This window comes from Candidatus Eremiobacteraceae bacterium, from assembly GCA_036511855.1.
Classification (GTDB): domain Bacteria; phylum Vulcanimicrobiota; class Vulcanimicrobiia; order Eremiobacterales; family Eremiobacteraceae; genus JABCYQ01.
In genome coordinates, this window is record DATCBN010000048.1 from 1 (window position 1) to 20217 (window position 20217).

At 61.9% G+C, this 20217-nt stretch carries 22 protein-coding genes and 2 tRNA genes; 18 read left to right on the top strand and 6 right to left on the bottom strand.

Features of this window, described 5'->3' with window-relative positions:
- The 5 genes from VII69_07010 to VII69_07030 form a co-directional block, all read left to right on the top strand.
- A partial coding sequence (locus VII69_07010) for a hypothetical protein (GenBank protein HEY5094845.1) occupies positions 1 to 852 on the top strand: 852 nt, incomplete at its 5' end.
- 10 nt (positions 853 to 862) lie between these two features.
- The gene (locus tag VII69_07015) at positions 863 to 1360 is read left to right on the top strand and encodes a hypothetical protein (GenBank protein ID HEY5094846.1); all 498 of its coding nucleotides are present in this window, start codon (positions 863 to 865) and stop codon (positions 1358 to 1360) included.
- Positions 1357 to 2298, top strand: a complete 942-nt coding sequence (locus VII69_07020) for a divergent polysaccharide deacetylase family protein (GenBank protein HEY5094847.1) — start codon at positions 1357 to 1359, stop codon at positions 2296 to 2298. The genes VII69_07015 and VII69_07020 overlap by 4 nt, the downstream gene beginning before the upstream one ends.
- A gap of 248 nt (positions 2299 to 2546) precedes the next feature.
- A complete protein-coding gene (locus VII69_07025) occupies positions 2547 to 3437 on the top strand; it encodes a hypothetical protein (protein ID HEY5094848.1) in 891 nt (296 codons plus the stop codon).
- A gap of 139 nt (positions 3438 to 3576) precedes the next feature.
- Positions 3577 to 4803 (top strand): choice-of-anchor tandem repeat GloVer-containing protein, encoded by a 1227-nt coding sequence (locus tag VII69_07030; protein HEY5094849.1) that lies wholly within the window; start codon positions 3577 to 3579, stop codon positions 4801 to 4803.
- Between the two features lie 99 nt (positions 4804 to 4902).
- On the opposite strand, the gene VII69_07035 is transcribed toward VII69_07030, so the two are convergent.
- Positions 4903 to 5385 (bottom strand): hypothetical protein, encoded by a 483-nt coding sequence (locus VII69_07035; GenBank protein HEY5094850.1) that lies wholly within the window; start codon positions 5383 to 5385, stop codon positions 4903 to 4905.
- Positions 5386 to 5534: 149 nt separating this feature from the next.
- On the opposite strand from VII69_07035, the gene VII69_07040 reads away from it, so the two are divergent.
- Positions 5535 to 5822, top strand: a complete 288-nt coding sequence (locus VII69_07040) for a hypothetical protein (GenBank protein HEY5094851.1) — start codon at positions 5535 to 5537, stop codon at positions 5820 to 5822.
- Between the two features lie 17 nt (positions 5823 to 5839).
- Here the strand turns inward: VII69_07040 and VII69_07045 are convergent, their stop codons facing one another.
- From VII69_07045 to VII69_07055, 3 genes are read right to left on the bottom strand one after another with little or no spacing between them, the layout of a single operon-like run.
- Positions 5840 to 6247, bottom strand: a complete 408-nt coding sequence (locus VII69_07045) for a vitamin K epoxide reductase family protein (protein HEY5094852.1) — start codon at positions 6245 to 6247, stop codon at positions 5840 to 5842.
- A complete protein-coding gene (locus tag VII69_07050) occupies positions 6244 to 7386 on the bottom strand; it encodes a pyridoxal phosphate-dependent aminotransferase (protein HEY5094853.1) in 1143 nt (380 codons plus the stop codon). The genes VII69_07045 and VII69_07050 overlap by 4 nt, the downstream gene beginning before the upstream one ends.
- Positions 7387 to 7388: 2 nt before the next feature.
- Entirely contained in the window at positions 7389 to 8219 is an 831-nt protein-coding gene (locus VII69_07055; GenBank protein ID HEY5094854.1) for a 2,3,4,5-tetrahydropyridine-2,6-dicarboxylate N-succinyltransferase, read from the bottom strand.
- Between the two features lie 119 nt (positions 8220 to 8338).
- On the opposite strand from VII69_07055, the gene VII69_07060 reads away from it, so the two are divergent.
- Positions 8339 to 8412: transfer RNA gene (locus VII69_07060), tRNA-Gln, on the top strand.
- Positions 8413 to 8452: 40 nt separating this feature from the next.
- A tRNA-Glu gene (locus VII69_07065) sits at positions 8453 to 8528 on the top strand.
- Positions 8529 to 8776: 248 nt separating this feature from the next.
- Here VII69_07065 and VII69_07070 read toward each other — a convergent pair.
- Both VII69_07070 and VII69_07075 read right to left on the bottom strand, forming a co-directional pair.
- Entirely contained in the window at positions 8777 to 9178 is a 402-nt protein-coding gene (locus VII69_07070; GenBank protein ID HEY5094855.1) for a hypothetical protein, read from the bottom strand.
- Positions 9168 to 9515: a hypothetical protein gene (locus tag VII69_07075; protein ID HEY5094856.1), complete on the bottom strand. Its 348-nt coding sequence runs from the start codon at positions 9513 to 9515 to the stop codon at positions 9168 to 9170. Before VII69_07075 ends, VII69_07070 begins: the two co-directional genes overlap by 11 nt.
- A gap of 125 nt (positions 9516 to 9640) precedes the next feature.
- Here VII69_07075 and chrA point away from each other — a divergent pair, with 125 nt between their 5' ends.
- The 10 genes from chrA (at position 9641) to VII69_07125 (ending at position 20182) form a co-directional block, all read left to right on the top strand.
- A complete protein-coding gene (gene chrA, locus VII69_07080) occupies positions 9641 to 10828 on the top strand; it encodes a chromate efflux transporter (GenBank protein HEY5094857.1) in 1188 nt (395 codons plus the stop codon).
- Between the two features lie 45 nt (positions 10829 to 10873).
- Complete coding sequence (locus VII69_07085) at positions 10874 to 11158, top strand: hypothetical protein (protein HEY5094858.1); 285 nt, start codon at positions 10874 to 10876, stop codon at positions 11156 to 11158.
- Positions 11159 to 11231: 73 nt separating this feature from the next.
- On the top strand, positions 11232 to 12287 hold the full coding sequence (locus VII69_07090) for an NDP-sugar synthase (GenBank protein HEY5094859.1): 1056 nt from the start codon (positions 11232 to 11234) through the stop codon (positions 12285 to 12287).
- Positions 12288 to 12293: 6 nt separating this feature from the next.
- Positions 12294 to 14450, top strand: a complete 2157-nt coding sequence (locus VII69_07095; GenBank protein HEY5094860.1) for a UvrD-helicase domain-containing protein — start codon at positions 12294 to 12296, stop codon at positions 14448 to 14450.
- Between the two features lie 65 nt (positions 14451 to 14515).
- The gene (gene dapB / locus VII69_07100; GenBank protein ID HEY5094861.1) at positions 14516 to 15274 is read left to right on the top strand and encodes a 4-hydroxy-tetrahydrodipicolinate reductase; all 759 of its coding nucleotides are present in this window, start codon (positions 14516 to 14518) and stop codon (positions 15272 to 15274) included.
- On the top strand, positions 15271 to 16272 hold the full coding sequence (locus tag VII69_07105) for an aspartate-semialdehyde dehydrogenase (GenBank protein HEY5094862.1): 1002 nt from the start codon (positions 15271 to 15273) through the stop codon (positions 16270 to 16272). Before dapB ends, VII69_07105 begins: the two co-directional genes overlap by 4 nt.
- Position 16273: 1 nt before the next feature.
- Entirely contained in the window at positions 16274 to 17488 is a 1215-nt protein-coding gene (locus tag VII69_07110; GenBank protein ID HEY5094863.1) for an aspartate kinase, read from the top strand.
- Between the two features lie 6 nt (positions 17489 to 17494).
- The gene (gene dapA, locus VII69_07115; protein HEY5094864.1) at positions 17495 to 18403 is read left to right on the top strand and encodes a 4-hydroxy-tetrahydrodipicolinate synthase; all 909 of its coding nucleotides are present in this window, start codon (positions 17495 to 17497) and stop codon (positions 18401 to 18403) included.
- A gap of 4 nt (positions 18404 to 18407) precedes the next feature.
- Positions 18408 to 19163, top strand: coding sequence for a WecB/TagA/CpsF family glycosyltransferase (locus VII69_07120; protein ID HEY5094865.1), 756 nt, complete (start codon positions 18408 to 18410; stop codon positions 19161 to 19163).
- A gap of 2 nt (positions 19164 to 19165) precedes the next feature.
- Positions 19166 to 20182: an NDP-sugar synthase gene (locus VII69_07125; protein HEY5094866.1), complete on the top strand. Its 1017-nt coding sequence runs from the start codon at positions 19166 to 19168 to the stop codon at positions 20180 to 20182.
- Positions 20183 to 20217: the final 35 nt, after the last annotated feature.

Consider the following 20217-nt stretch of genomic DNA (forward strand, 5'->3'; position numbering starts at 1 on the left):
CAGAGCGGTGTTCAAACCGGCCAACGCATCAGCGACAACCTCGCCATCGATCGCCGTTTGAATGCGGTCATCTTAACCGGTACGCAGGATCAGATCGCGCAGGCGGAGGCGATGATCCGCGTCATCGACGTGCCGGTGCAGAGCGTGCTGCTCGATACCGAAGTGCTCGAGGTGACCGATTCCGGAGCGAAAGCGCTCGGCCTGGACTACAATCAAACCACCACCGACCCAATCACCCGCATCTTCAACACGCAAGCCCAAATCTTGAACAACACCAACGCCGGCGCCGAGGCGGGTTCGCTCGCTCTGCAGAGCAACATCTTCTTACTAGTGAGCAAAGGCCTGGCGCGCGTCTTGGCGTCGCCGAAAATATTGACGCAGGATGGTCAGCCCGCCTACATCCTCACCGGCGACTCGCTGCCGATTCGCGTCACCACGCCTACCAGCGTGGGCGGCGTCGGTGCGGTGTCGAGCCAAGTGGAGTACATCAACGTCGGCGTCAATCTCGAGATCTTGCCGCGCGTGACGGGTGTTGACGGCGTGGACACGGGTGTCTATTCGCAGGTATCGTCGGTCACCGGCTTCACGTCGAGCAACGACCCGCAAATCTCCACTCGCCAAGCCCAGACCCGAGTCAATCTGCGAGAGGGGCAAGCACTGGTCATCGGTGGACTCATCCAGAGCCGGGACATCCGCAACATGCAAAAGATACCGATCCTTGGCGACTTGCCACTTGTCGGAGCCCTGTTTCGTTTCTACACCGAGACGCGCCAGAACACGAACCTGATCATCACGATCACGCCGCACATCATTCCGGCGCCCAGTGGTGGCAATGCAGGTCCAGGCTCGTAACCAAGACTCGGTGACGAAAGGACTCATCTTCATGCGGATCATCCCAGGCGCAGCCGTCCTCGCGCTCGCCTTCGCACTTGCTACTGCCGGATGCAACGATCATTCGCTATCTTTGGATTTGACGCCCAACCCGCTTGTCGTCGGCCTTACCGACACGCAGGCCACCATTCACGCGCACGTCGTCGCAAAGGGCTTCGGCACGATTCCGTTCTCATCGGTGCAGTTCGCGGTGTTCAACGGCGACAACTCGATGCTCGCGAGCCAGACCGAAGCGGTGGACGCTACGATGCAGGCCGCGCCGTTCGGCGGCTTCGCCGTGGACAAGGACTACACGTTTCCGATCAACGGCGCGCTCGTGGCGCTTTCCGGCACGAAATACGTGTTGGTCAAGATCTTGGATCCGAACGGCAACATACTGACGCAATCGCGGCTGAACATTGACGTCCATCTGCTCAAAGGGCTGAATCTTCCATCGGTATTTCAACCGGCCTCTAGTCCGCATCCGTGACGCCGCGGCGGCGCGGCGGGGGGCGGACGCGGCGACGCAGCGGTCGATCCGGTTGGCTGATATTCTTGGTATTGCTGGCGGTCGTTGGCGGCGGTCTTTGGCTTCAACGTCATCAACTCGCGACGATGTTCAAGCCCAAGCCCGCGCCGCGACACGTTGCAGTCGAGCCGACGGCGGGGCCCGAGGAGCCGTCGGTCGCGCCCACGGTCGCGCCGCCCACACCGGTTGCGACGTCGACCGCATCGCCCGGCGCTTCGCCAAGCGCCACCCCGTCGGGAGCGCCTCGCGTCGCCATCATCATCGATGATTGCGGTTACAGCATGGACCGTGACAAACCGTTTCTGACGCTCCCCATTCCGGTGACGCTCTCGGTGCTCCCATTGACGCCGCACGGCCGCGAGATCGCCGACGCGGCTTTGGCGGCCGGAAAGTTCGCGATTGTGCATTTGCCGATGCAGCCGGAGTCTTCGGCTGCAAACCCGGGGCCGGGAGCGATCACAACCGAGATGACCGACGATGAGGTCCGCGCGCAAGTGAAGGACGATCTCGACGCGCTGCCCGCGATGCCCGGCGCGAACAATCATATGGGCAGCCGAGCGACTTCCGATCAGCGCGTCATGAACGATGTCATCGGCGTATTCAAGGAACGCCGCATGTTCTTCATCGACTCGATGACCAGCCCGTTAAGCGTCGGCGCATCGACGGCACGAGCCATGGATGTGCCGAACGCGACGCGCGCCATATTTCTGGACAATCAAGTCACCGTGCCGTACATCGAAGGCCAGCTCAAAGCCACGATGGCTCGAGCCTTGAAGTATGGTTCCGCTATCGCCATCGGTCATCCGAATCCGCAAACGGATCAAGCACTCGAGGAAATGATTCCGCAGATGCAGGCCGCGGGCATCGTGTTCGTGCCGGCCCAATCCCTCGTGCAATAACTGTAGGAGGGCAACCGTACTAGGGCAACCGTACTAGGGCAACCGTACTAGGGCAAGCATCGCTTGCCCAGTCGTTCCGTAAGAGGGCAAGCATCGCTTGCCCAGGCTAATGAGTGTTCGATGGTAACCTGTGGGGCCGACCTTTATGGTCGGCCAGGCCGATGATAAAAATCGGCCCTACAAAGTATCTACCCGCGCGGCCGCACTGACGACATAGCGCGGCCGCATCTCGAGCGCAACATGCCCAGATGCGCCGCCCACCGATCGCGCTTGCCGATCTGGCCAACCCACCAGACACAGCAGAACTCTGCGCGTGCGACGAAACCGAAACTGCGGCCGCGATCGACCGCGTTCGCGCCAGACTCATGAGACGGCGAAAAGCAATGCTGGCTCGTAATGGACCGAGCGCAGAGCTCGATCGCCTGGTAGCATCACTGCGAAGATTGCAAAATCCTCAACTCACCGCTTATGAAGTTGAAGGATCACTTGTACTCTCGGAGCCGTTCAACGGGATCGCTCGCGCCTGTCCGGTCGCACCAGCCGATATCGCGCGTAAAGCCGCCGACTCGCTCTTCGGAAAACGTGCACCCGCCGCGCTCCGGCGCGTTCTTGCGGCATTTGGCGAGGCAGCACTGTCCTGCGCATGCAAAGCGGGCGTCACCATCTGCATCGTGCCCGCCGATGTTCGTTTCTCTGAAGTCTCTGCATCGGTCGCGCGATGCGTCCCCGGCATCGACGATTGGTCCGCGCCCCCGTCGGGCTTGTTCGTGGTGGAAGACCGGCGTGTGCTCTTGCGCGATCGTGCGCTCTCGATGACCGCGGCACATGAATTCGCGCACGCGCTCGATGCCTCGCTCGCCTCCCGCCCGAAATCGTACTTTTCATTTGAGAGCGAAGAACTTCGGTATTATTTCGCCACCGCCACCGGCTATGTCAACGAATATGCGGCAAGCGGCCTCGATGAGTACTTTGCCGAGAGCGTTCGCGCGTATGTCGAAGTGAACGATCCGGCATGTGCTTGGCTGCCTCTGACGCGACAAGATCTGTTCCTCCGGGATGCGCGCATGTTCACGCTCGTCGAGCGGCTGTTCGCAAGCGGATTCGCGGCGCGGGAGCGGCGTCGCGCGAAGAGACTCTGACCAACGACCAACACAACCAAGCACTGAGGTTGGGCCGTAAGGCCCATCAATTCCGAGAGGTCGAGTCTTATCTTCTAGAGGACGTACTAATCTGCTCGTAGTGCCGAGGCACGGCATCTTCGGCTTTTGAGGTGTAGTCATGCGCAAGATCGCTATCGCTATGGCGGTGGGCATCGTTTTCTTGGCCGGCTGTAGCCACTCGCTCTCAACCACGCCACAGCCAAACGGATTGGCCCAAGCTGATCGAAATCAACGCGGGGTGTCGCCCGACAGTGCACCGACGCACTATCGTGTGCTGCATAGATTTCAAGGCGGCGCTGATGGAATGTTTCCGCGGGCGGGTTTGGTTCGGGATGGGGCCGGCAACCTCTTCGGCACCACCGAGCGCGGCGGCTCCGGGAGTTGCCCTAACGGATGCGGCGTGGTCTTCAAAGTGGACCCAAGCGGTAACGAATCGGTTCTTCATAGCTTTGACAATAGCGACGGGAAACGTTCATTTGCATCGTTGGTCCTGGATGCGGCCGGCAATCTTTACGGCACCACGTTTTGGGGCGGCCCGTCATTCTTTGGAGTCGTATTTAAGGTAGACCCGAGCGGCAACGAGAGCGTGCTTCACGGTTTTGCAACAGAGGGAAATCCGCACGCGGCACTCATTAGAGACGCGGCCGGCAATCTTTTTGGCACAGCTGAGTCCGGGGGATTACGGGGCCGCGGATCGGTGTTTGAAGTAGACCAAAACGGCATCTACTCCGAAATTCACGCGTTCGACAATACCGACGGATACTTTCCACGAGCGAATGTGATCCAGGATGGAACCGGCAATCTTTATGGCACGACAGAACGCGGCGGGCCCTCGGGCAATTGCGGGCCTGGAGGTTGCGGAGTCGTATTCAAGTTAGATAGACACGGAAACGAAACGGTGCTCCACACCTTCAGCAGCACAGACGGAGCATTCCCAGACGGCGGTCTCGTGCGCGATTCAGCCGGAAATCTATACGGTACTACGCGCATCGGCGGATCGACCAATTGTACAGACTCATCAGGCTGTGGAGTGGTGTTCAAATTAGACCCGAGCGGCAACGAGACGATACTCTTCCGCTTCAAAGGAAAATCTGGTGAGCGTCCGGTCGCCGGCTTGATCCGCGATGCGGACGGCGACCTTTTCGGCACCACCGAAGGCGGCGGATCGTTGGGCTTCGGTGTTGTGTTCAAGCTCGACCCAAGCGGCAAAGAAACCGTACTCCATACGTTCGAGAGTTCGGACGGCGGGCCGCTAGGCGGTTTGGTTAGGGACGCTGCCGGCAATCTTTATGGCACCGCGCAGTACAATTCCGGCAACGGCGTCGTATTCGAACTAACTCACTAACTGCCGGACCGTCGAGCAAAGCGAGAAGCCCCGCACAACGATGCGGGGCTTCTTCGATTACGTCCGATCACCGAGACTAATCGACGGCTATCGCTTCATTCAATTATGGTCGTTATGGTTGTCGGCATCGTTGCCGTGATCATGTTGATGCTTCTTCCAGTATTGCTTGCAATGACCCGGCGGCCAGCACGGCGGTGTATAACCACGGCGAAAGCGGCCAGAGAGGTTCGTTGACTTGCACGGCACACCGGCTCCGTCGAACGTACATGCTTGCGTGCCGTTGTTCGTCGAGTACGCGACAATGTTATTCGGATAGACGATTCGGCCGTCACCATAAACGCGGCCGCCGTCGCGCGTGTAGCCGACCACAGAGTTGGCGTACGCAACCTTGTGCTCGTAGTTGTTGTAAAGCACGATGCCGACGGCAAGAGCTAATGCGCCAAGGGCAATATTGCGCGTGCTCGTTTGACCCGCCGTATCGGCCGTGACGGGAGACACATACCCACCCACGAGCGATGCGACAAGTGCAAGGCTCACGAATGTCCTCGTAAAGGATAGCCGGTACTTTGAAATCGTTTGCATGTGATGACTCCTTCTTCACGTCATCGTTCCCAATTTATCATCGTCTATATCGCGAATATCGAGTTCGCTATTGCCAACCGCTAACTCGCAGCGCAACAGCAGGCGACGATGAAAATGTCAGCGTCGACGTCGTATTTGAACGGCCCGGCATGCGCTTGGTTGCGTCAATTCGACAAGAAGCCGCGTCGCGCGGGGCAGGCTATGCGGTGCTGCTTTTCAACCTCAACAAGAACAGCGCGATCCAGCCGACGGTGACGATCGCCAACGCGCAGCGAACGTCATTTGACGCGACCAAGATCGTGTACGGAAAGAATCAGTACGACGACTCGAAGAACAACGTCTGGACCGGTCCGGTCACGAAAAACCTCGGCACTCTGAAGTCCACGTTTACGATCAACCTACCGCCGTGGAGCATGACGGTCGTCAAGCTCCAGTAGATTCGAGCGTGCGTAGCTCAGTTCAGCAACGCGAGATCGCCGAGCATCACGAGTATCATCACGTTCATTGTGTTCGCCATCCAGCAATTCGTGCACTTCATCTTCGTGATGAACAACAAGCTGTAGAGCAAATAGAGCGAAACCGCCGTCGCGGCGGCGGCGGCAACGAGCGCTGCAATCCGAACAGGCGCAACAGAGAAGAAGAACGACGCGACGGCTATTGCCGGATAGTATGCAAGACCTATGGCCGCATTATCGACGCCGCCAAAGAGCCGAGCGCGCGGCGTTTGCACCACGCTCTTGTCCAGCAACTCTCCCCGTCGATCTGCCTCAGCCTTGTTGTGCATCTCGAGGGAGGCTTGAAATCCAACTATGCAGCACGCAATGACAAGCGCATGCATGCACCAAAAAAAGAACAGCTTCACGCCCGCATGAACTCGGCCATTCGCGCCAATCCTTCGATGACGGCCTCACGTCCCGCCGCCCACGTCACGCGCAGATAACCTTCGGTGTTGCTCGCAAAGACGTTGCCTGGGACCGTCACCACGTCGTTGCGATCCAGGAGCGCGCATGCGGCGGCAGTCGAGTCGTGGGCGAGCCGCTCGGGCAGGCGCACGAGGAGATAGAAGGCGCCGGCGGGTTCGACGATATCGAGCCGGTTGAAACGAGCGGCTTCGAGCACCGCACGCCGTTGATCGACGTACCACGGCAGGTGCGCTCGCAGTCGAACCGGATCGCGAAAAAGTTCAAGTGCCACGCGCTGACCGAAATGACTTGCCGACAACAGCACGAGCGAGTGCATGCGTCCGGCGGCCAACGCGATCTCGACCGGTGCGATAAGAAAGCCCATGCGCAAGCCGGTGAGCGCGCACGACTTGGAGAGGCTTGTGACCGTCACTGTATACGGATATTCGTCAGCGAGCGAGCGGTAGGGCTCAGCCGTGTACGTCAGCTCGCGATACACTTCGTCGACGAGGACATATACCGGCGGACCGGGCCGAGCCGCCAGACCGCGAGCGAGTGCGATGACTTCACTCGGCGGCATGACCGCACCCGTTGGGTTGGCGGGAGACGCGAGCACGATGAGTCTGGTTAGAGACGTCATGCTCGCGAGAATTGTCTCCGCGCGAGGGATGAACGCATTGTCGGCGCGTAGATCGATGGCGCGCCAAGCGATGCCTTCGAGTTCGCAGACTTTGTGGTAGATCGGATAACCCGGATTTGTGACCAGCACTTCGTCGCGGCCAGGTTCGGCGAGCGTTTTGATCGCGAGGAAGATCGCTTCTTGCGAGCCCGTCGTCACGCACACGCAGTCGGGGTTACGGAAAAATGCGCCGCCATAGACGTCCGCTACGAGTTCGCGCAGTTCCGGAATTCCCGCATACGAAGTATAGAGAAGACCGTGCTCCCGCACCCATTCGACCGCCGATTCAAATGGCGCGATATCGGGCTTGAGGCTCGGCTCGCCGATCCCAAGATCGATCGAGGTCGGCCGCTTGCGGTCGTGCATCGCCCGGATGCCGGACGGCGCGATGTTCAAGAGGCGAGAATTTGCGATGGCCACGCTTATACCGCCAACCCATACTCGCGCAGCGTTTCGTTGAGCGACGTCTTCTTGTCGGTGGCGGCGGAGCGCTGACCGATGATGAGCGCGCATGGCGTGCCGTACACGCCCGCAGCAAACGTTTTGTCTTGCGTGCCGGGAATGACGACCGCGCGCGCGGGTATCGTGCCCTTGATGGTCTTCGGAGCGGAGCCCGTGACGTCGATGATCGGCGTGCTCGCCGTCAGCACGACGCCAGCGCCAAGCACAGCTTCGCGCTGCACGACCACGCCTTCCACGATCACGCACCTCGATCCGATGAATGCGCCGTCCTCGATGATCACCGGTTGCGCGTTCGGCGGTTCGAGAACGCCGCCGATGCCCACGCCGCCGGAAAGGTGCACGCCCGCACCGATCTGTGCACAGCTTCCGACCGTGGCCCACGTGTCGACCATCGTGCCTTCGCCGACCCACGCGCCGATGTTGACGAATCCCGGCATGAGGATGACGCCGGGCGCGAGATAGCTGCCGTAGCGCGCGACGCCTGGCGGCACGACGCGAACGCCCGAGCCAGCCCATTTGTTCTTCGGCGGAATCTTATCGAAGAACGCCAACGGCCCCGCTTCGGATGAGGTGCTCTCGTGAAGGAGAAAGTAGAGTAGAATCGCCTCTTTGAGCCACGCATTGACGACCCAGCCGCTATCGCCGGCTTGTTCGGCTACGCGAAGCTCTCCGCAGTCCAAACCCGCGATGGCACGATTGACGGCCGTGCGAACAGCGGAGTCGTGCAAGAGTGAGCGATCGGAGAAGGCGCCACTGATGATCGGTTGGAGCGGTTCGTACTTCGGATCCATCTTGCGTCTTGTTCGCCGCACTACGACGGACGCCCCGCGTCCCGAGGTTTGACACCGATGCGCCGCAAAAGGTATAATTGCGGTCGGCCAACGCGCCTAATCGCAGTTGCGCCCGACGATGGCGCGTCGTCTAATGGTAGGACCGCAGACTCTGAATCTGCTTGTGGAGGTTCGAGTCCTTCCGCGCCAGCCAAGACCTGAGGGGCGCAAGGCGCCCTTCAGCATTCTCGCAGGGCCCCATCGTCTAGAGGCCTAGGACGCCGCCCTCTCAAGGCGGAGACAGGGATTCGAATTCCCTTGGGGCTACCAAATTCAACCTCGTCCGATAAAGCCGATTCTGAAACGGATCGTCAATGATTGAGAGATGCGCAAGGCAAGATCCGATTTCGATGCTGTAAATGCGGCAAGACCATCGAGCGGCAAGGCTTCGATGTATCCTGTATCGTCTTCATCTCGAATTGGGAAGATAAGGAACTACAACAGCGCCAGCAGTTCTTTTGTCATATGCAATGCTTCGAGATATCTGCCCCATTCGCGGATTGGCATATCGCGCAATTCTAGCGAAACATCAGGAAGTAAATCACAAACGGCGTCAACAACAAGAGCGCGCCCAGAAACGCTGTTGACTTTCGGCCGATTTGAAGTCCATGGACAATCGCGAACAGAACGACTGAAAAGAAGGAGACCACGATCGCAGACAACCCAATGGTGGTGATGATCGGCCACCTCGCGACGAATTGCGACAAAGCCCGAAACAATCCACCGCCAGTCACTCGGTCCATAACGAAAGCAAGCATCGTCATCGAGAAAACGGCAGCCGGCAGAAGCATCAGCACTTCCGGCCACACCTGTCCGCGCGGCCGTTCGTATCCCAGTTTGATGGCGAGATAATCGAGAACCGCGTCTACGACGTTGCGCAGCGACCCCGATAAAGTATCGTCGAAGCCGCTACTGAGCATCCCACGCCGCGGTGAATTTGTCGACGAGTGCCGAGGCGGTCTTGTCATCGGTGCCCGTCACAGCGACGGCCAGATTTTCAGGGAGGCAAAAGACGACGGCCTGGAAAGCGCCTTTATCGCCGAATAAGACGATGCTGCCGTCCTTGTGCGCCTTGCCGCTCGTCACATGTTTGAAGCCCGAACTCGTGAGTGCGGTCGCGACGCTCACCGCGCATTGAGATGGCGTTTCCGTGATCTTGAAATTCTGGGTGGTCACCGAGGACCCGTCCGCCAACGACCCGATCGGCGTCGCCGCGAGAATGAAAGCCCCGGTCAAGGCCGCAACAGCGTATTTCATGGTGAAGTACACTCCAACACGTAAAGCAGTGGTCAGATGAACGCTCGTTTTTGATTAACCGCCCGGCAGTACCTACCGGCGGACGCGGCAGGGAGCGTTCGTCGATGCGGGGGAATTCGGAGACCTTGAAAACGCACACAAAGCCTTCGCTGGCCGACATCGGGACTTATTTCCTGACACTGGGCGCGACCGGATTCGGCGGCCCCGTGGCGCTCGCCGATTATATTCGGCGTGATCTGGTGCAGCAGCGCGGTTGGCTCACCGACGACGAGTACAAGGAAGGCCTTGCGATCGCGACCGCGTGTCCGGGCCCGCTCGCGTATCAGCTCGGCGTGTACTGCGGCTTTGTGCTCAAAGGGTTATCCGGCGCGCTGGTGGCGGCCATCGCGTTTGCGTTAGCTCCGTTCTTGATCGTCATCGCGCTCGCGTCGCTCTACTCGCACTTCGCCGGAAGCTGGCAATTGCGCGCCCTGTTCTACGGCATCGGCCCGGTGATCATCGCGCTCATCATCAAAGCCTGTTGGAATCTCGGCGTCAAGACGATCGGCCGAAATCTCATCGCGTTGGCGGTTGCGATATTGGCCTGTGCGATAACGATCATCGTCAAGAAGGAGCTGACGGCTCTTTTCATCGCAGCCGGGGTCTTAGGCATCTTGATATTCACCAAGCCGACTGCGGCCAAGCCGCCGGCAAAGTCCGTGGAGCCGAAAAGCAGCGCGGCAACAACTGCGATCCCACCGACGATCTTTGGTGCGCTCATCGGCCCGAGCGCGGGAATGCCTGCCAAGCTCTTTGTCTTTTTCTTCAAGACCGGTTTTCTTGTTTTCGGCAGCGGGCTCGTCATCGTGCCATTCTTGCAATCGTATTTGGTGGATCAGTACGGCTGGTTGTCGCAGCAGCAGTTCGTCGATGCTGTTGCCATCGGTCTCATGTCGCCGGGGCCGGTCGTGATAACGGCGACGTTTGTGGGTTATCTGCTTAGCGGCTTTGCAGGCGCGGTCGCGGCCACGATCGGCATTTTCATGCCGTCGATCCTCTTCACGGTGATCGGCACACCGCTTTTGCGGCGGTATCGGACCAATCCGCGGTTGCAAGGTTTCGTCATGGGCATCACCGTGGCCGTGGTCGGCGTTCTCATCGGTACATCGTATCTCGTCGGCCAATCGGTCGTAGTCGACTGGCTCACCGCGTTGCTTGCCATTGCAGCGCTCGCGGTTTGCTTGTTCGTCAAGCGAGTGCCGGATCAGCTCACGGTGGCGGCGGGCGGCATCATCGGATTGCTCGCATATCCGATGATGCACGTGGTCAAGTGAAGACCAGCGCGTGATATCGAAATCCAGCATCCTTCGGAGGGCGCTATGACGATCGAGCGACAGACGTTGTACCGCGATCTCATCGAATGGATTGTCGTTGCCGTCGCGATAGCCGGCGCTTGGCCGACCATAGCGTTCACAGCCGTCACGAGGCAGATTCCTCTCGCGCCGATTGTCACAGCCGTATTGCTGGCGATCCTCTATTGGCGTCTGGCAAGCGGTCTAGTGTGGGTATATTTCGGCTATCAATCGAGAATCGCCAAACTCAAAACGATACGTGCCGCTGCGCTTCGTCAGTCGCAAGCATCCACCTCAGATGCATCGGAGTAGCAATCAGGCGCACTCTGCGAGGGGAGCACCGGCCGGGCGAGAGGAAATGACCGAGTCCAATCGGAGGAGCTAATTGCAAGCAGTCATTCTTGTCGGCGGTGAAGGAACGAGGTTACGCCCGCTCACCCTCGCGTTGCCAAAACCCATGGCGCCGCTGCTGGGCAGGCCATTCATCGGCTGGATCATCGCGCGCCTCGCGGCCGAAGGGGTCGACGACATCATCCTTTCGTGCTGCTACCTTCCGGATGCCATCGAAGCGCACTACGGCGACGGCCGAAGCATGGGCGTCAGACTGCACTATGTCGTCGAGAACGAGCCCCTCGGGACTGCCGGAGCCATCAAGAATGCGCGCGAGCTCATCCACGGCCCCGTCTATATCTGCAACGGCGACATAATCACGGGCCTCGACCTCACAGCGCTGCGCGGAGCGCACGTGCAAAACAACGCCATCGCCACCATTCACACGCGCGAAGTCGAAGATCCGAGCCACTTCGGCGTCGTCGAAACGGCCGCGAACGGACGCGTCAAGCGCTTCGTCGAGAAGCCCGAGCCCGGACAGACCGACGCACGCGACATCAACGCGGGCACTTACATACTCGAACTCGACGCCGTCGACGCCATACCGGGCGGTCGAGCGGTCTCCATCGAGCGCGAAGTTTTCCCCGAGCTTATCACCCGCACCGGTCGTGTGTTCGCGGTGTCCACACAAGACTATTGGATCGATGTTGGCCGGCCGTCCACGTACATCCAATCCCACCGCGACATTCTGGATCGCAAGCTCGAACATCCGCTTGGCGTGGAAGTCGCGAATGACGTCTGGTCGGCGGACGGCGCGCCGTTACCGCACGGAGTCAAGGTGAGCGGTCCGGCCTACATCGGTCCGGGCGTCACTTTAGGAGCAGGTTCGACCATCGAACCGTATAGCGTGCTCTACGCCGGGTGCCGCGTGGGCGACGGCGCCACGATTGGGGCCGCCATTTTGTGGCCCGGTTGCGTAGTTGGGGCCGGCGCCATCGTCCGCGACGCAATACTCGGTCTCGACGTCGTGGTCGAGCCGGGCGCCACCGTGCCGCCGGAGTCGGTGCTTGGTCAGGGCGAGCGCGTGCCCGGCGCTGGGGTTGCGCGCTAGCGCACCGTGGACGCCCTCACCTCGCTCAACGACGACCAACGCGCGGCCGCACTTCAGACAGAAGGTCCCGTGCTCATCTTCGCCGGCGCGGGCAGCGGCAAGACGCGCGTCCTCACCCATCGCATCGCGCACATCCTCGAGGCCGGACTCGCGCCCGCGCATCGCATTCTCGCAGTGACCTTCACCAACAAGGCTGCCGGCGAATTGAAACGACGGCTGGCCGATCTCGTGGGCCCGGCGTCGGCGGGACTTTGGGTGGGAACCTTTCACTCGATCGGCGTTCGCATGTTGCGGCGCGACGGCGCAGCGGTAGGTGTCGCGCCGAACTTCGTCATCTACGACGACGCCGACCAGCGCACGCTTGTCAAAGAGATCCTGCGCGACCTCAACCTCGACGAGAAGCATTTCGCGCCGGGTGCCATGCTCCACAAGATAAGTCGCGCGAAGGAGCGTTGCATCACCCCGGAGGCGTACGCGAGCAGCTCCGAAGGCGAGCTCTCGCCCACGATCGCGTCGATCTACTTCGAATATCAACGCCGGCTTGGCCAAGCATCCGCTCTCGATTTCGACGACCTCATCATGCACGCGCTTTCGCTCGCCGAACGCCCCGACGAGATCGGCAACGCGTGGCGCGAACGTTTTTTGTACGTCTTAGTCGACGAGTACCAGGATGTCAATGAAGCGCAGTATCGCATGGTGCGGGCGCTTTCGAGGGGCTCGGGCAACATCTGCGTAGTGGGCGACGACGATCAGAGCATCTACGGTTTCCGCGGCGCGGACCACCGCATCATCCTTCGATTCGAGCGCGATTTCCCGGGAGCCGCCACATTCCGGCTCGAGCGGAACTACCGTTCGAGCGCCGCGGTGCTCTCGGCCGCGAACGCGCTCGTGTCGCGAAACACGCAGCGTCACCGGAAAAAACTGTGGACCGAACGCGAGGACGGCACACCCGTCACGGTTTACGCCGGCAACACCGATCGCGATGAAGCGCGTTATGTGGTAGATTCTATCCGCCAATCTATGCACGACTTTGGTCTTGGCCCCAACGACTTCGTCGTGCTGTATCGCACGAATGCCCAGTCACGCTCGTTTGAAGAAGCGTTGCTTGTCGAAGGCATTCCGTATCGCATCGTTGGCGGCGTCGGCTTTTACGCGCGCGCCGAAGTCAAAGATGCGCTCGGCTACTTGCGCTATATCGCCAATCGCAACGACGGCGTCAGTCTGCGGCGCATCATCAACGCACCCAAGCGCGGCATCGGCACGGCCACACTTAACTCTATTGCCGACGAGGGCGCGCGCCGCGGGCTCAATTTTGCGCAAGCACTCGCCCAGGACGAACTCGTCGCACAGGTCGCGCCAAAAAAGGTCAAAGATATCCGAGCGTTCATGCGCGACATCGAACGCTTCACGGCGCTTTCCGCGCTCGAAGGTCCGGCCAAGCTGATCGTAAGCGTGCTCGAAGAAACAGGTTACCTGCGCGACTTGCGCTCGGAGGATACGGTTGAAGCGAGGTCGCGGCTGGAAAATCTGCAAGAGCTCGTGGGCGTGGCGCGCGATTTCGAGGAGCGTGAGGGACCCGACCTCGACCAGTTTCTCGCCACCATCTCGCTGGTCTCCGACCTCGACCGGCTCGACGACAGCGAACGCTACGTCACGTTGATGACACTGCACATGGCCAAGGGGCTCGAGTTCCCAGTCGTGTTCCTATGCGGCATGGAAGAAGGGATTTTCCCCCACAATCGGGCGCTGCTCGATCCGGCCGACATCGAGGAAGAGCGCCGCCTTTGCTATGTCGGGATGACGCGCGCCATCGATCGCCTCACCCTCACCTACGCAAAACGCCGCCTCACCTTTGGAAGCGCGTATATGCATCCGCCTTCGAGATTCTTAGGCGAAATGACCGGCTTAGAATACCTCAACGCCCAGCCGGTGGCGTCGCTCGGGTTTGGCGGCAGTTGGGACGATGTTGCGTTGCCGGAGCCTTCGCTGCGCGACGATATCGAACTCCAAGCGGGCGACCACGTCGTCCACAAGAAATTCGGAACCGGCGTGGTGTTGGACGTCAAAGGCGCCGGCGGCGACGCGTTCGTGACCGTGAACTTCGATGAGGTCGGGCGGAAAAGCATCATGCTCAACTACGCCAAGTTGGAAAAGGTCGGATAGGATCGCCGCTTCGCCGACCGCGGCAAAGGTCCGTCGTTCCGGCGGTGGAACCTAACGCCGGGAATATGAATACTCCGATTCGCGTGGCGGTCGCCGGGGCACACGGCAAGATGGGCGCGTTCACGATTTCAGCACTGCGCGCTGCAGGGGGCATGGAATATGTCGGAGGACTTGTGCGCGGCGGCCCGGCCGACGCAAGCGAATACGCCGACCTATCCTCACTCGTCAGCAAAGCGCGGCCCGACGTGCTCGTCGATTTCTCGGTCTTTCCGGCAAGCAAAGCCATCGCGCTCGACGCGATCGGTCGCGGCGTGCGGCCGGTGATCGGCGCGTCCGGCTACGGTGCCGGCGACGTGCAAGAGTTGCGCGAAGCGGTCGCGAGCAGCGGCACCGGCTGCGTATTCGCGCCAAATTTCGCGATCGGCGCGGTGCTCATGATTAAGTTTTCGGTCGAAGCCGCGCGCCACTTCGGCGCCGTCGAAATTGTCGAGATGCATGAATCGGGCAAAAAGGACGCGCCATCGGGCACGGCCATGGCCACCGCGCGTGCCATCGGCGCCGTGCGCGCATTCGAACGCGCGCCGACAGCATCGGTGATCGCGCAAGGCGCCCGCGGCGCCGACGTGGGGGGCATCGGCGTCCACAGCCTCCGGATGCCCGGCGTGGTCACTCATCAAGAGGTCCGATTCGGCGGCGACGGCGAGCAGCTCACCATCATGCACGATTCCAGCTCACGATCGTCGTTCATGCCGGGCGTGCTCTTGGCGGTGCGGGCGGCAAAGGGTCTCACTTGCTTTGTCGACGGATTGGGAGAACTGCTTTGAACCGCCCGGCTCGTATCGCCATCGTCGGCGCGGCCGGACTTGTTGGTGAAACTCTCTTGCGCGTGCTCGAGGAACGCGGGTACGCCCCTGAATCCCTCGCGTTGTTCGGCGGGGAGCGGTCGGCGGGCAGCATGCTGACGGCATTCGGCAAACATTGGCCCGTGCGCGCGCTGCGAGAGGAGAGCGATCTCGCCGGCGTCGATGTCGCATTCTTCGCGGCCGATGCTGCGACCAGCACGCGGTTTGCCAAACCGGCGGCTGCGGGTGGCGCGATCGTCATCGATAAGTCGTCGGTCTTCCGGCTGGATCCGGCAGTCCCCCTAGTCGTGCCGGAAGTCAACCCCGGCGCGATCGCCGGCGCGCATCTCGTCGCCAATCCGAACTGCGCCGCCATACCGCTTGCGATGACGCTCGCGCCGATCGCGCGCGCGTTCGGCGTTGCCTGGACCAGCGTCGCGACGTATCAGAGCGTTTCCGGCGCCGGCCGCGACGCGCTCGACGAATTCCGCGCGCAAAGCGCCGGCTCGGACACCGTACGCGCGTTGCCGCGACGCATCGTCGGCAATGCGGTGCCCGAGAACGGCCCGTTCGACGAGAACGGCGACGGCGAAGAGGAACGGAAAATAGCCGCCGAGTTGCGCAAGATCCTCGCGCTGCCCACATTACCGGTCTCCGCTACATCGGTGCGAGTGCCCGTTGCCGTGGGCCACTGCGAAGCGATCGCGTTCGGCACGCGAGATGCGGCCACGCGCGATGAAATCGCGAAAGCGTTTCGCGCTGCTCCCGGATTGACGTTCCTCGAGGGCGCTGAGTATGCCACCGCGCTCGATGTGGCGGGCACCGACGACGTGGTGGTCGGACGGCTTCGGCCGGATGCGGCGCATCCCGGCGCGTGGCTGTGCTGGGTCGCATGCGACAACTTGCGCAAGGGCGCAGCGACGAACGCGATACAGATCGTGGAATCCATCGGCGCGGCAGCCGGAAAGATCGCAGTATAAGATGGAAGCGGCGCGCTTAGCGCGGACGATCGTCGTGCAGAAGTTCGGAGGATCATCGCTTGCCACGCCCGAGCTTCGCGAGCTGGCCGCGCAACGCGTGATGGCCGTGCTCGACGCGGGTAAGGCGGCGGTCGTAGTGACATCGGCCATGGGGCGCTTGCCCGCGCCGTATGCCACCGATTCGCTCGCAGCGCTGGCGCCCCGCGCGCAAGCCGGACCCAACCGGGATCTCTTGCTCGCGACCGGCGAGATGATCGCCGCCGGCGTTTTCGCCGAATTGCTCGGCGAGCGAGGCGTGCCTTCCCTCGCGCTCACGGGCGAACAAGCCGGCATCCTCACTGACAAGACGCACGGGGACGCCGCGATCGCCCGCGTCGACGCGGCGCGCCTTCACGCGCTGCTTGCTGCCGGCATCACTCCTGTCGTCGCGGGATTTCAAGGCGCTTCGGCGGACGGCACCATCACAACGCTCGGGCGCGGCGGCAGCGATCTCACCGCCGTCGCGCTCGCAAGTTCGCTCGGCGACGCGAAATTGGAAGTCTTCACCGATGTCGATGGCGTCATGACCGCCGATCCACGGCGCGTCGTCGATGCTCATACCATCGGCGCGCTCACGTTCGAAGAGTTGAGCGAACTCGCGGCTCACGGCGCGCGCGTCATGCACGACAAAGCGGCGGAACTCGCGCACAGCGCGCGGACGCCACTATCGGTGCGCAGTCTTCGAACGGGGTTTGGCACCGAGATCAGCGACGATGCGTTCATCGATCATTCACGTCCGGTGTCGGGCATCGCGACCATGGAAGGCTATACGTTCGTCCACGCGACTCCCGAGGCGGCCGGCGCCAAAAGCGGATGGGAACGCGACGCGTTCAAGAAACTCGCCGACGCGGAAATCAGCATCGATTGCGTGAACGTCAACGCGGCCGGCATATTCTTCATCGTGGCGGACAGGGAGTACGAGCGTGCGCACGCGCTGTTCGAGGATGGGCCGCTCGCTTTACGCGCACGCCGCGACTGCGCCAAGATCTCCATCGTCGGTGCAGGAATGCGCGGCACGCCGGGCGTGGTGTATCGCGTCGTCGACGCGCTCTCGCGCGCGGGCGTGCCGATCATCCATAGCACCGATTCGAATATCACCGTGTCGGTGCTCGTGCCGGGGTCGCAGGCAGGCGTCGCCGAAACGGCTCTCCACGATCACTTCGGTTTGAAAGGATAGGCGGCTATGAGAACCGGCCGGTTCGGACCAGTCGTCACGGCCATGATCACGCCGATGCGTGCGAACGGCGCCGTGCACTTCGATGAGGCAAAACGGCTCGCGCGGTGGCTGTGCGATCATGGCTCGACCGGCATCGTGGTGAGCGGCACGACGGGCGAAGGGCCGACGTTGACGGACGACGAGAAGGTCCGATTGTACCGCGAAGTTGCCGAAGCGGTCGGCGCTCGCGCCGCGGTCATCGCCAATACCGGCGGCAACGACACGCGAGCGTCGGTGGAACTCACGCGCCGCGCCTGTGCAGCCGGCGTAAACGCAATCCTGGCTGTCGGTCCGTACTATAATAAGCCGCCGCAGGCCGGTCTTGTGGCACACTTCACGGCCATGGCCGATGCTTCAAGCGTGCCGGTCATGATCTACAACATTCCGGGGCGCACCGCGGTCAACGTCTTGCCCGAAACCCTCGCCGTTCTGGCCGGTCATCCACGAATCCGGGCGGTGAAAGAATCTAGCGGCGATCTCATGCAGATCGCCGAGGTCGTCGCCCGCACGCCGGCCGACTTCGACGTCTACTCCGGCGACGACCATTTGGCGCTCCCGACAGCGGCGATCGGGGGCTGCGGCGTCGTGAGCGTGGCAAGCCACGCGGCGGGACCCCAGATCCGCGCGATGCTCGACGCCTTCGCGCGCGGCGAAAACGATGCCGCAGCCGACCTGCACATCAGCCTGCTGCCGCTCATCGGCGCGCTCTTCGCCGTGACAAGTCCGATCCCGGTCAAGGCGGCGGCGCGCATGCTCGGTTTCGACGCCGGCTCGTGCCGTCCACCGCTTTGCGAACTGACGAGCGATCAAGAGCGCGCGTTGACGGCCGCGATCGCGCCATGGATCGCGGTCCAAGCAGCGGCCGCTGTCGTCTGAATCGTTGATCACCGGTTCCCTATCTATTTTGGGCTGCCGCGTCGACGCCGTGGACACAGCCGCGGCCGTCGATCTCATCGGTGGCTGGCTGAACGAACGACGCGCAGCGCATGTGGTCACGTTCGGCGCCGAGATGGCCGCACTCGCCGCGCGCGACGGCCGTTATCGCGACGCGATCAACGCTGCTGATCTCGTTGTGCCCGATACCGTCGGCGTGATCTGGGCGTCCGGCGTGCTCGGCCATCGGCTGCCCGAACGCGTCGCCGGCATCGATCTCGTCGATCGCGTGCTCGAGACCTACGCGTCACGCGGTTTGCGCTTGTTCGTGCTCGGCGCTTCGGCCGGCGTCGCCGAATCGGCCGCGCAACTGCTCGCCACGCGTTATGAGGGAGTTGTGATCGCCGGCATGCATCATGGCTACTTCGCGGCCGACCACGACGATGACGTCGCGCGGCTCGTGCGCAGCGCGAACGCAAATCTCTTGCTCGTCGCGCTCGGCTTTCCGAATCAAGAGTATTGGATCCGCGACAATCTGCACGCGGTAGGCGGCGCTGTGTGCATCGGCGTCGGCGGCGCGCTGGACGTATGGGCCGGCCGCGCCGCGCGCGCGCCCGCCGCATGGCGCAGATTGGGTCTTGAATGGCTCTACCGTCTGTTGCGCGAGCCCAATCGCTTTCGTCGTCAACTCGCGTTGCCTAGATTTGTCGTGCTCGTGCTTGCGCAGGCCCTGCGCGGGCCCACCGCAAACCCACGAACTTGACGATGCGTGGCATGATCCTCGCGGGCGGTCTCTCAACGCGCCTGCAACCGTTGACCAGCGATATCCCAAAGCCGCTCGTGCCGGTGCTCGACAGGCCGGTGATCGGTCACGTCATCGACTACCTGCATGGGCACGGCGTCGACGATCTCGTCGTCAACGTGCATTACCATGCGGACGCGGTCGAACGCTACATCGGCGACGGCGGCGATTTCGGCGTGAGCATGACGTATCTGCGCGAAGCGACGCTGTTGGGTAGCGCGGGCGCGGTCAAGCAGGTCGAAGGTAGATTTCAATCGACGTTCGTCGTCATCGGTTGCGACGACGTCACCGATATCGATCTGCAGGCCGCGCTTGATTTTCACCGCGCGCGGCAGGCGGAAGCCACGATTGTGCTGCATGAAGCTGCCGACGTCTCGCAATACGGCGTCGTGATCACAGGCCCAGATGGGCGCATCACCGATTTCCAGGAAAAGCCGGCCAAAGGCACCGAGCGCAGCAACCTCGCGAACACGGGCATCTACATCTTCGAGCCTTCGGTGCTCGCCCGCATTCCCGCCTCGACGTTTTACGATTTCGGCAAACAGGTGTTTCCGGAGATGCTCGCGTCGGAAGCGCGATTCTTCGGCATGCGGCAGCGCGCGTATTGGTGCGACATCGGCACACCCGGCGAGTATCGGCGCGCGCATTTCGATGCGCTCTCGGGCGAGGTTCGGCTCACGCCCGGTCGCGGCGCTGTCGCGCGCGATGGGGTTTTGCTCGGCACCGGAGCAGTTGTCGACAGATCGGCCCGCGTCGAAGCGCCGGTTTGCATCGGCGCGGACTGCCGCGTCGGCGTGGGTGCGGTGATCGAGTCGTCGATCCTATGGCGCGGCGTGCAGATCGGTCCCGGCGCACGCGTGACGGACGCAGTGCTCGCCGATGGTGTGGTTGTGGAAGCGGGGTCTGTGGTAGAAGGCGGCGAGTACGGCCGCGGCGAGCGGATCTCGACGGAGTGCACCGGCCGCCCCCTCTCGATGTAGATCTCCCCAGTAGGAGGGTGAGCAACGCTCACCCA

Bases quoted from the DNA above. Each gene is read 5' to 3' on its own strand.
- VII69_07025 (HEY5094848.1), top strand. From the start codon at position 2,547: ATGCGCCGCCCACCGATCGCGCTTGCCGATCTGGCCAACCCACCAGAC.
- VII69_07030 (HEY5094849.1), top strand. From the start codon at position 3,577: ATGCGCAAGATCGCTATCGCTATGGCGGTGGGCATCGTTTTCTTGGCC.
- VII69_07035 (HEY5094850.1), bottom strand. From the start codon at position 5,385: ATGCAAACGATTTCAAAGTACCGGCTATCCTTTACGAGGACATTCGTG.
- VII69_07040 (HEY5094851.1), top strand. From the start codon at position 5,535: ATGCGCTTGGTTGCGTCAATTCGACAAGAAGCCGCGTCGCGCGGGGCA.
- VII69_07055 (HEY5094854.1), bottom strand. From the start codon at position 8,219: ATGGATCCGAAGTACGAACCGCTCCAACCGATCATCAGTGGCGCCTTC.
- VII69_07070 (HEY5094855.1), bottom strand. From the start codon at position 9,178: ATGCTCAGTAGCGGCTTCGACGATACTTTATCGGGGTCGCTGCGCAAC.
- VII69_07075 (HEY5094856.1), bottom strand. From the start codon at position 9,515: ATGAAATACGCTGTTGCGGCCTTGACCGGGGCTTTCATTCTCGCGGCG.
- VII69_07085 (HEY5094858.1), top strand. From the start codon at position 10,874: ATGACGATCGAGCGACAGACGTTGTACCGCGATCTCATCGAATGGATT.
- dapB (HEY5094861.1), top strand. From the start codon at position 14,516: ATGAATACTCCGATTCGCGTGGCGGTCGCCGGGGCACACGGCAAGATG.
- VII69_07110 (HEY5094863.1), top strand. From the start codon at position 16,274: ATGGAAGCGGCGCGCTTAGCGCGGACGATCGTCGTGCAGAAGTTCGGA.
- dapA (HEY5094864.1), top strand. From the start codon at position 17,495: ATGAGAACCGGCCGGTTCGGACCAGTCGTCACGGCCATGATCACGCCG.
- VII69_07125 (HEY5094866.1), top strand. From the start codon at position 19,166: ATGCGTGGCATGATCCTCGCGGGCGGTCTCTCAACGCGCCTGCAACCG.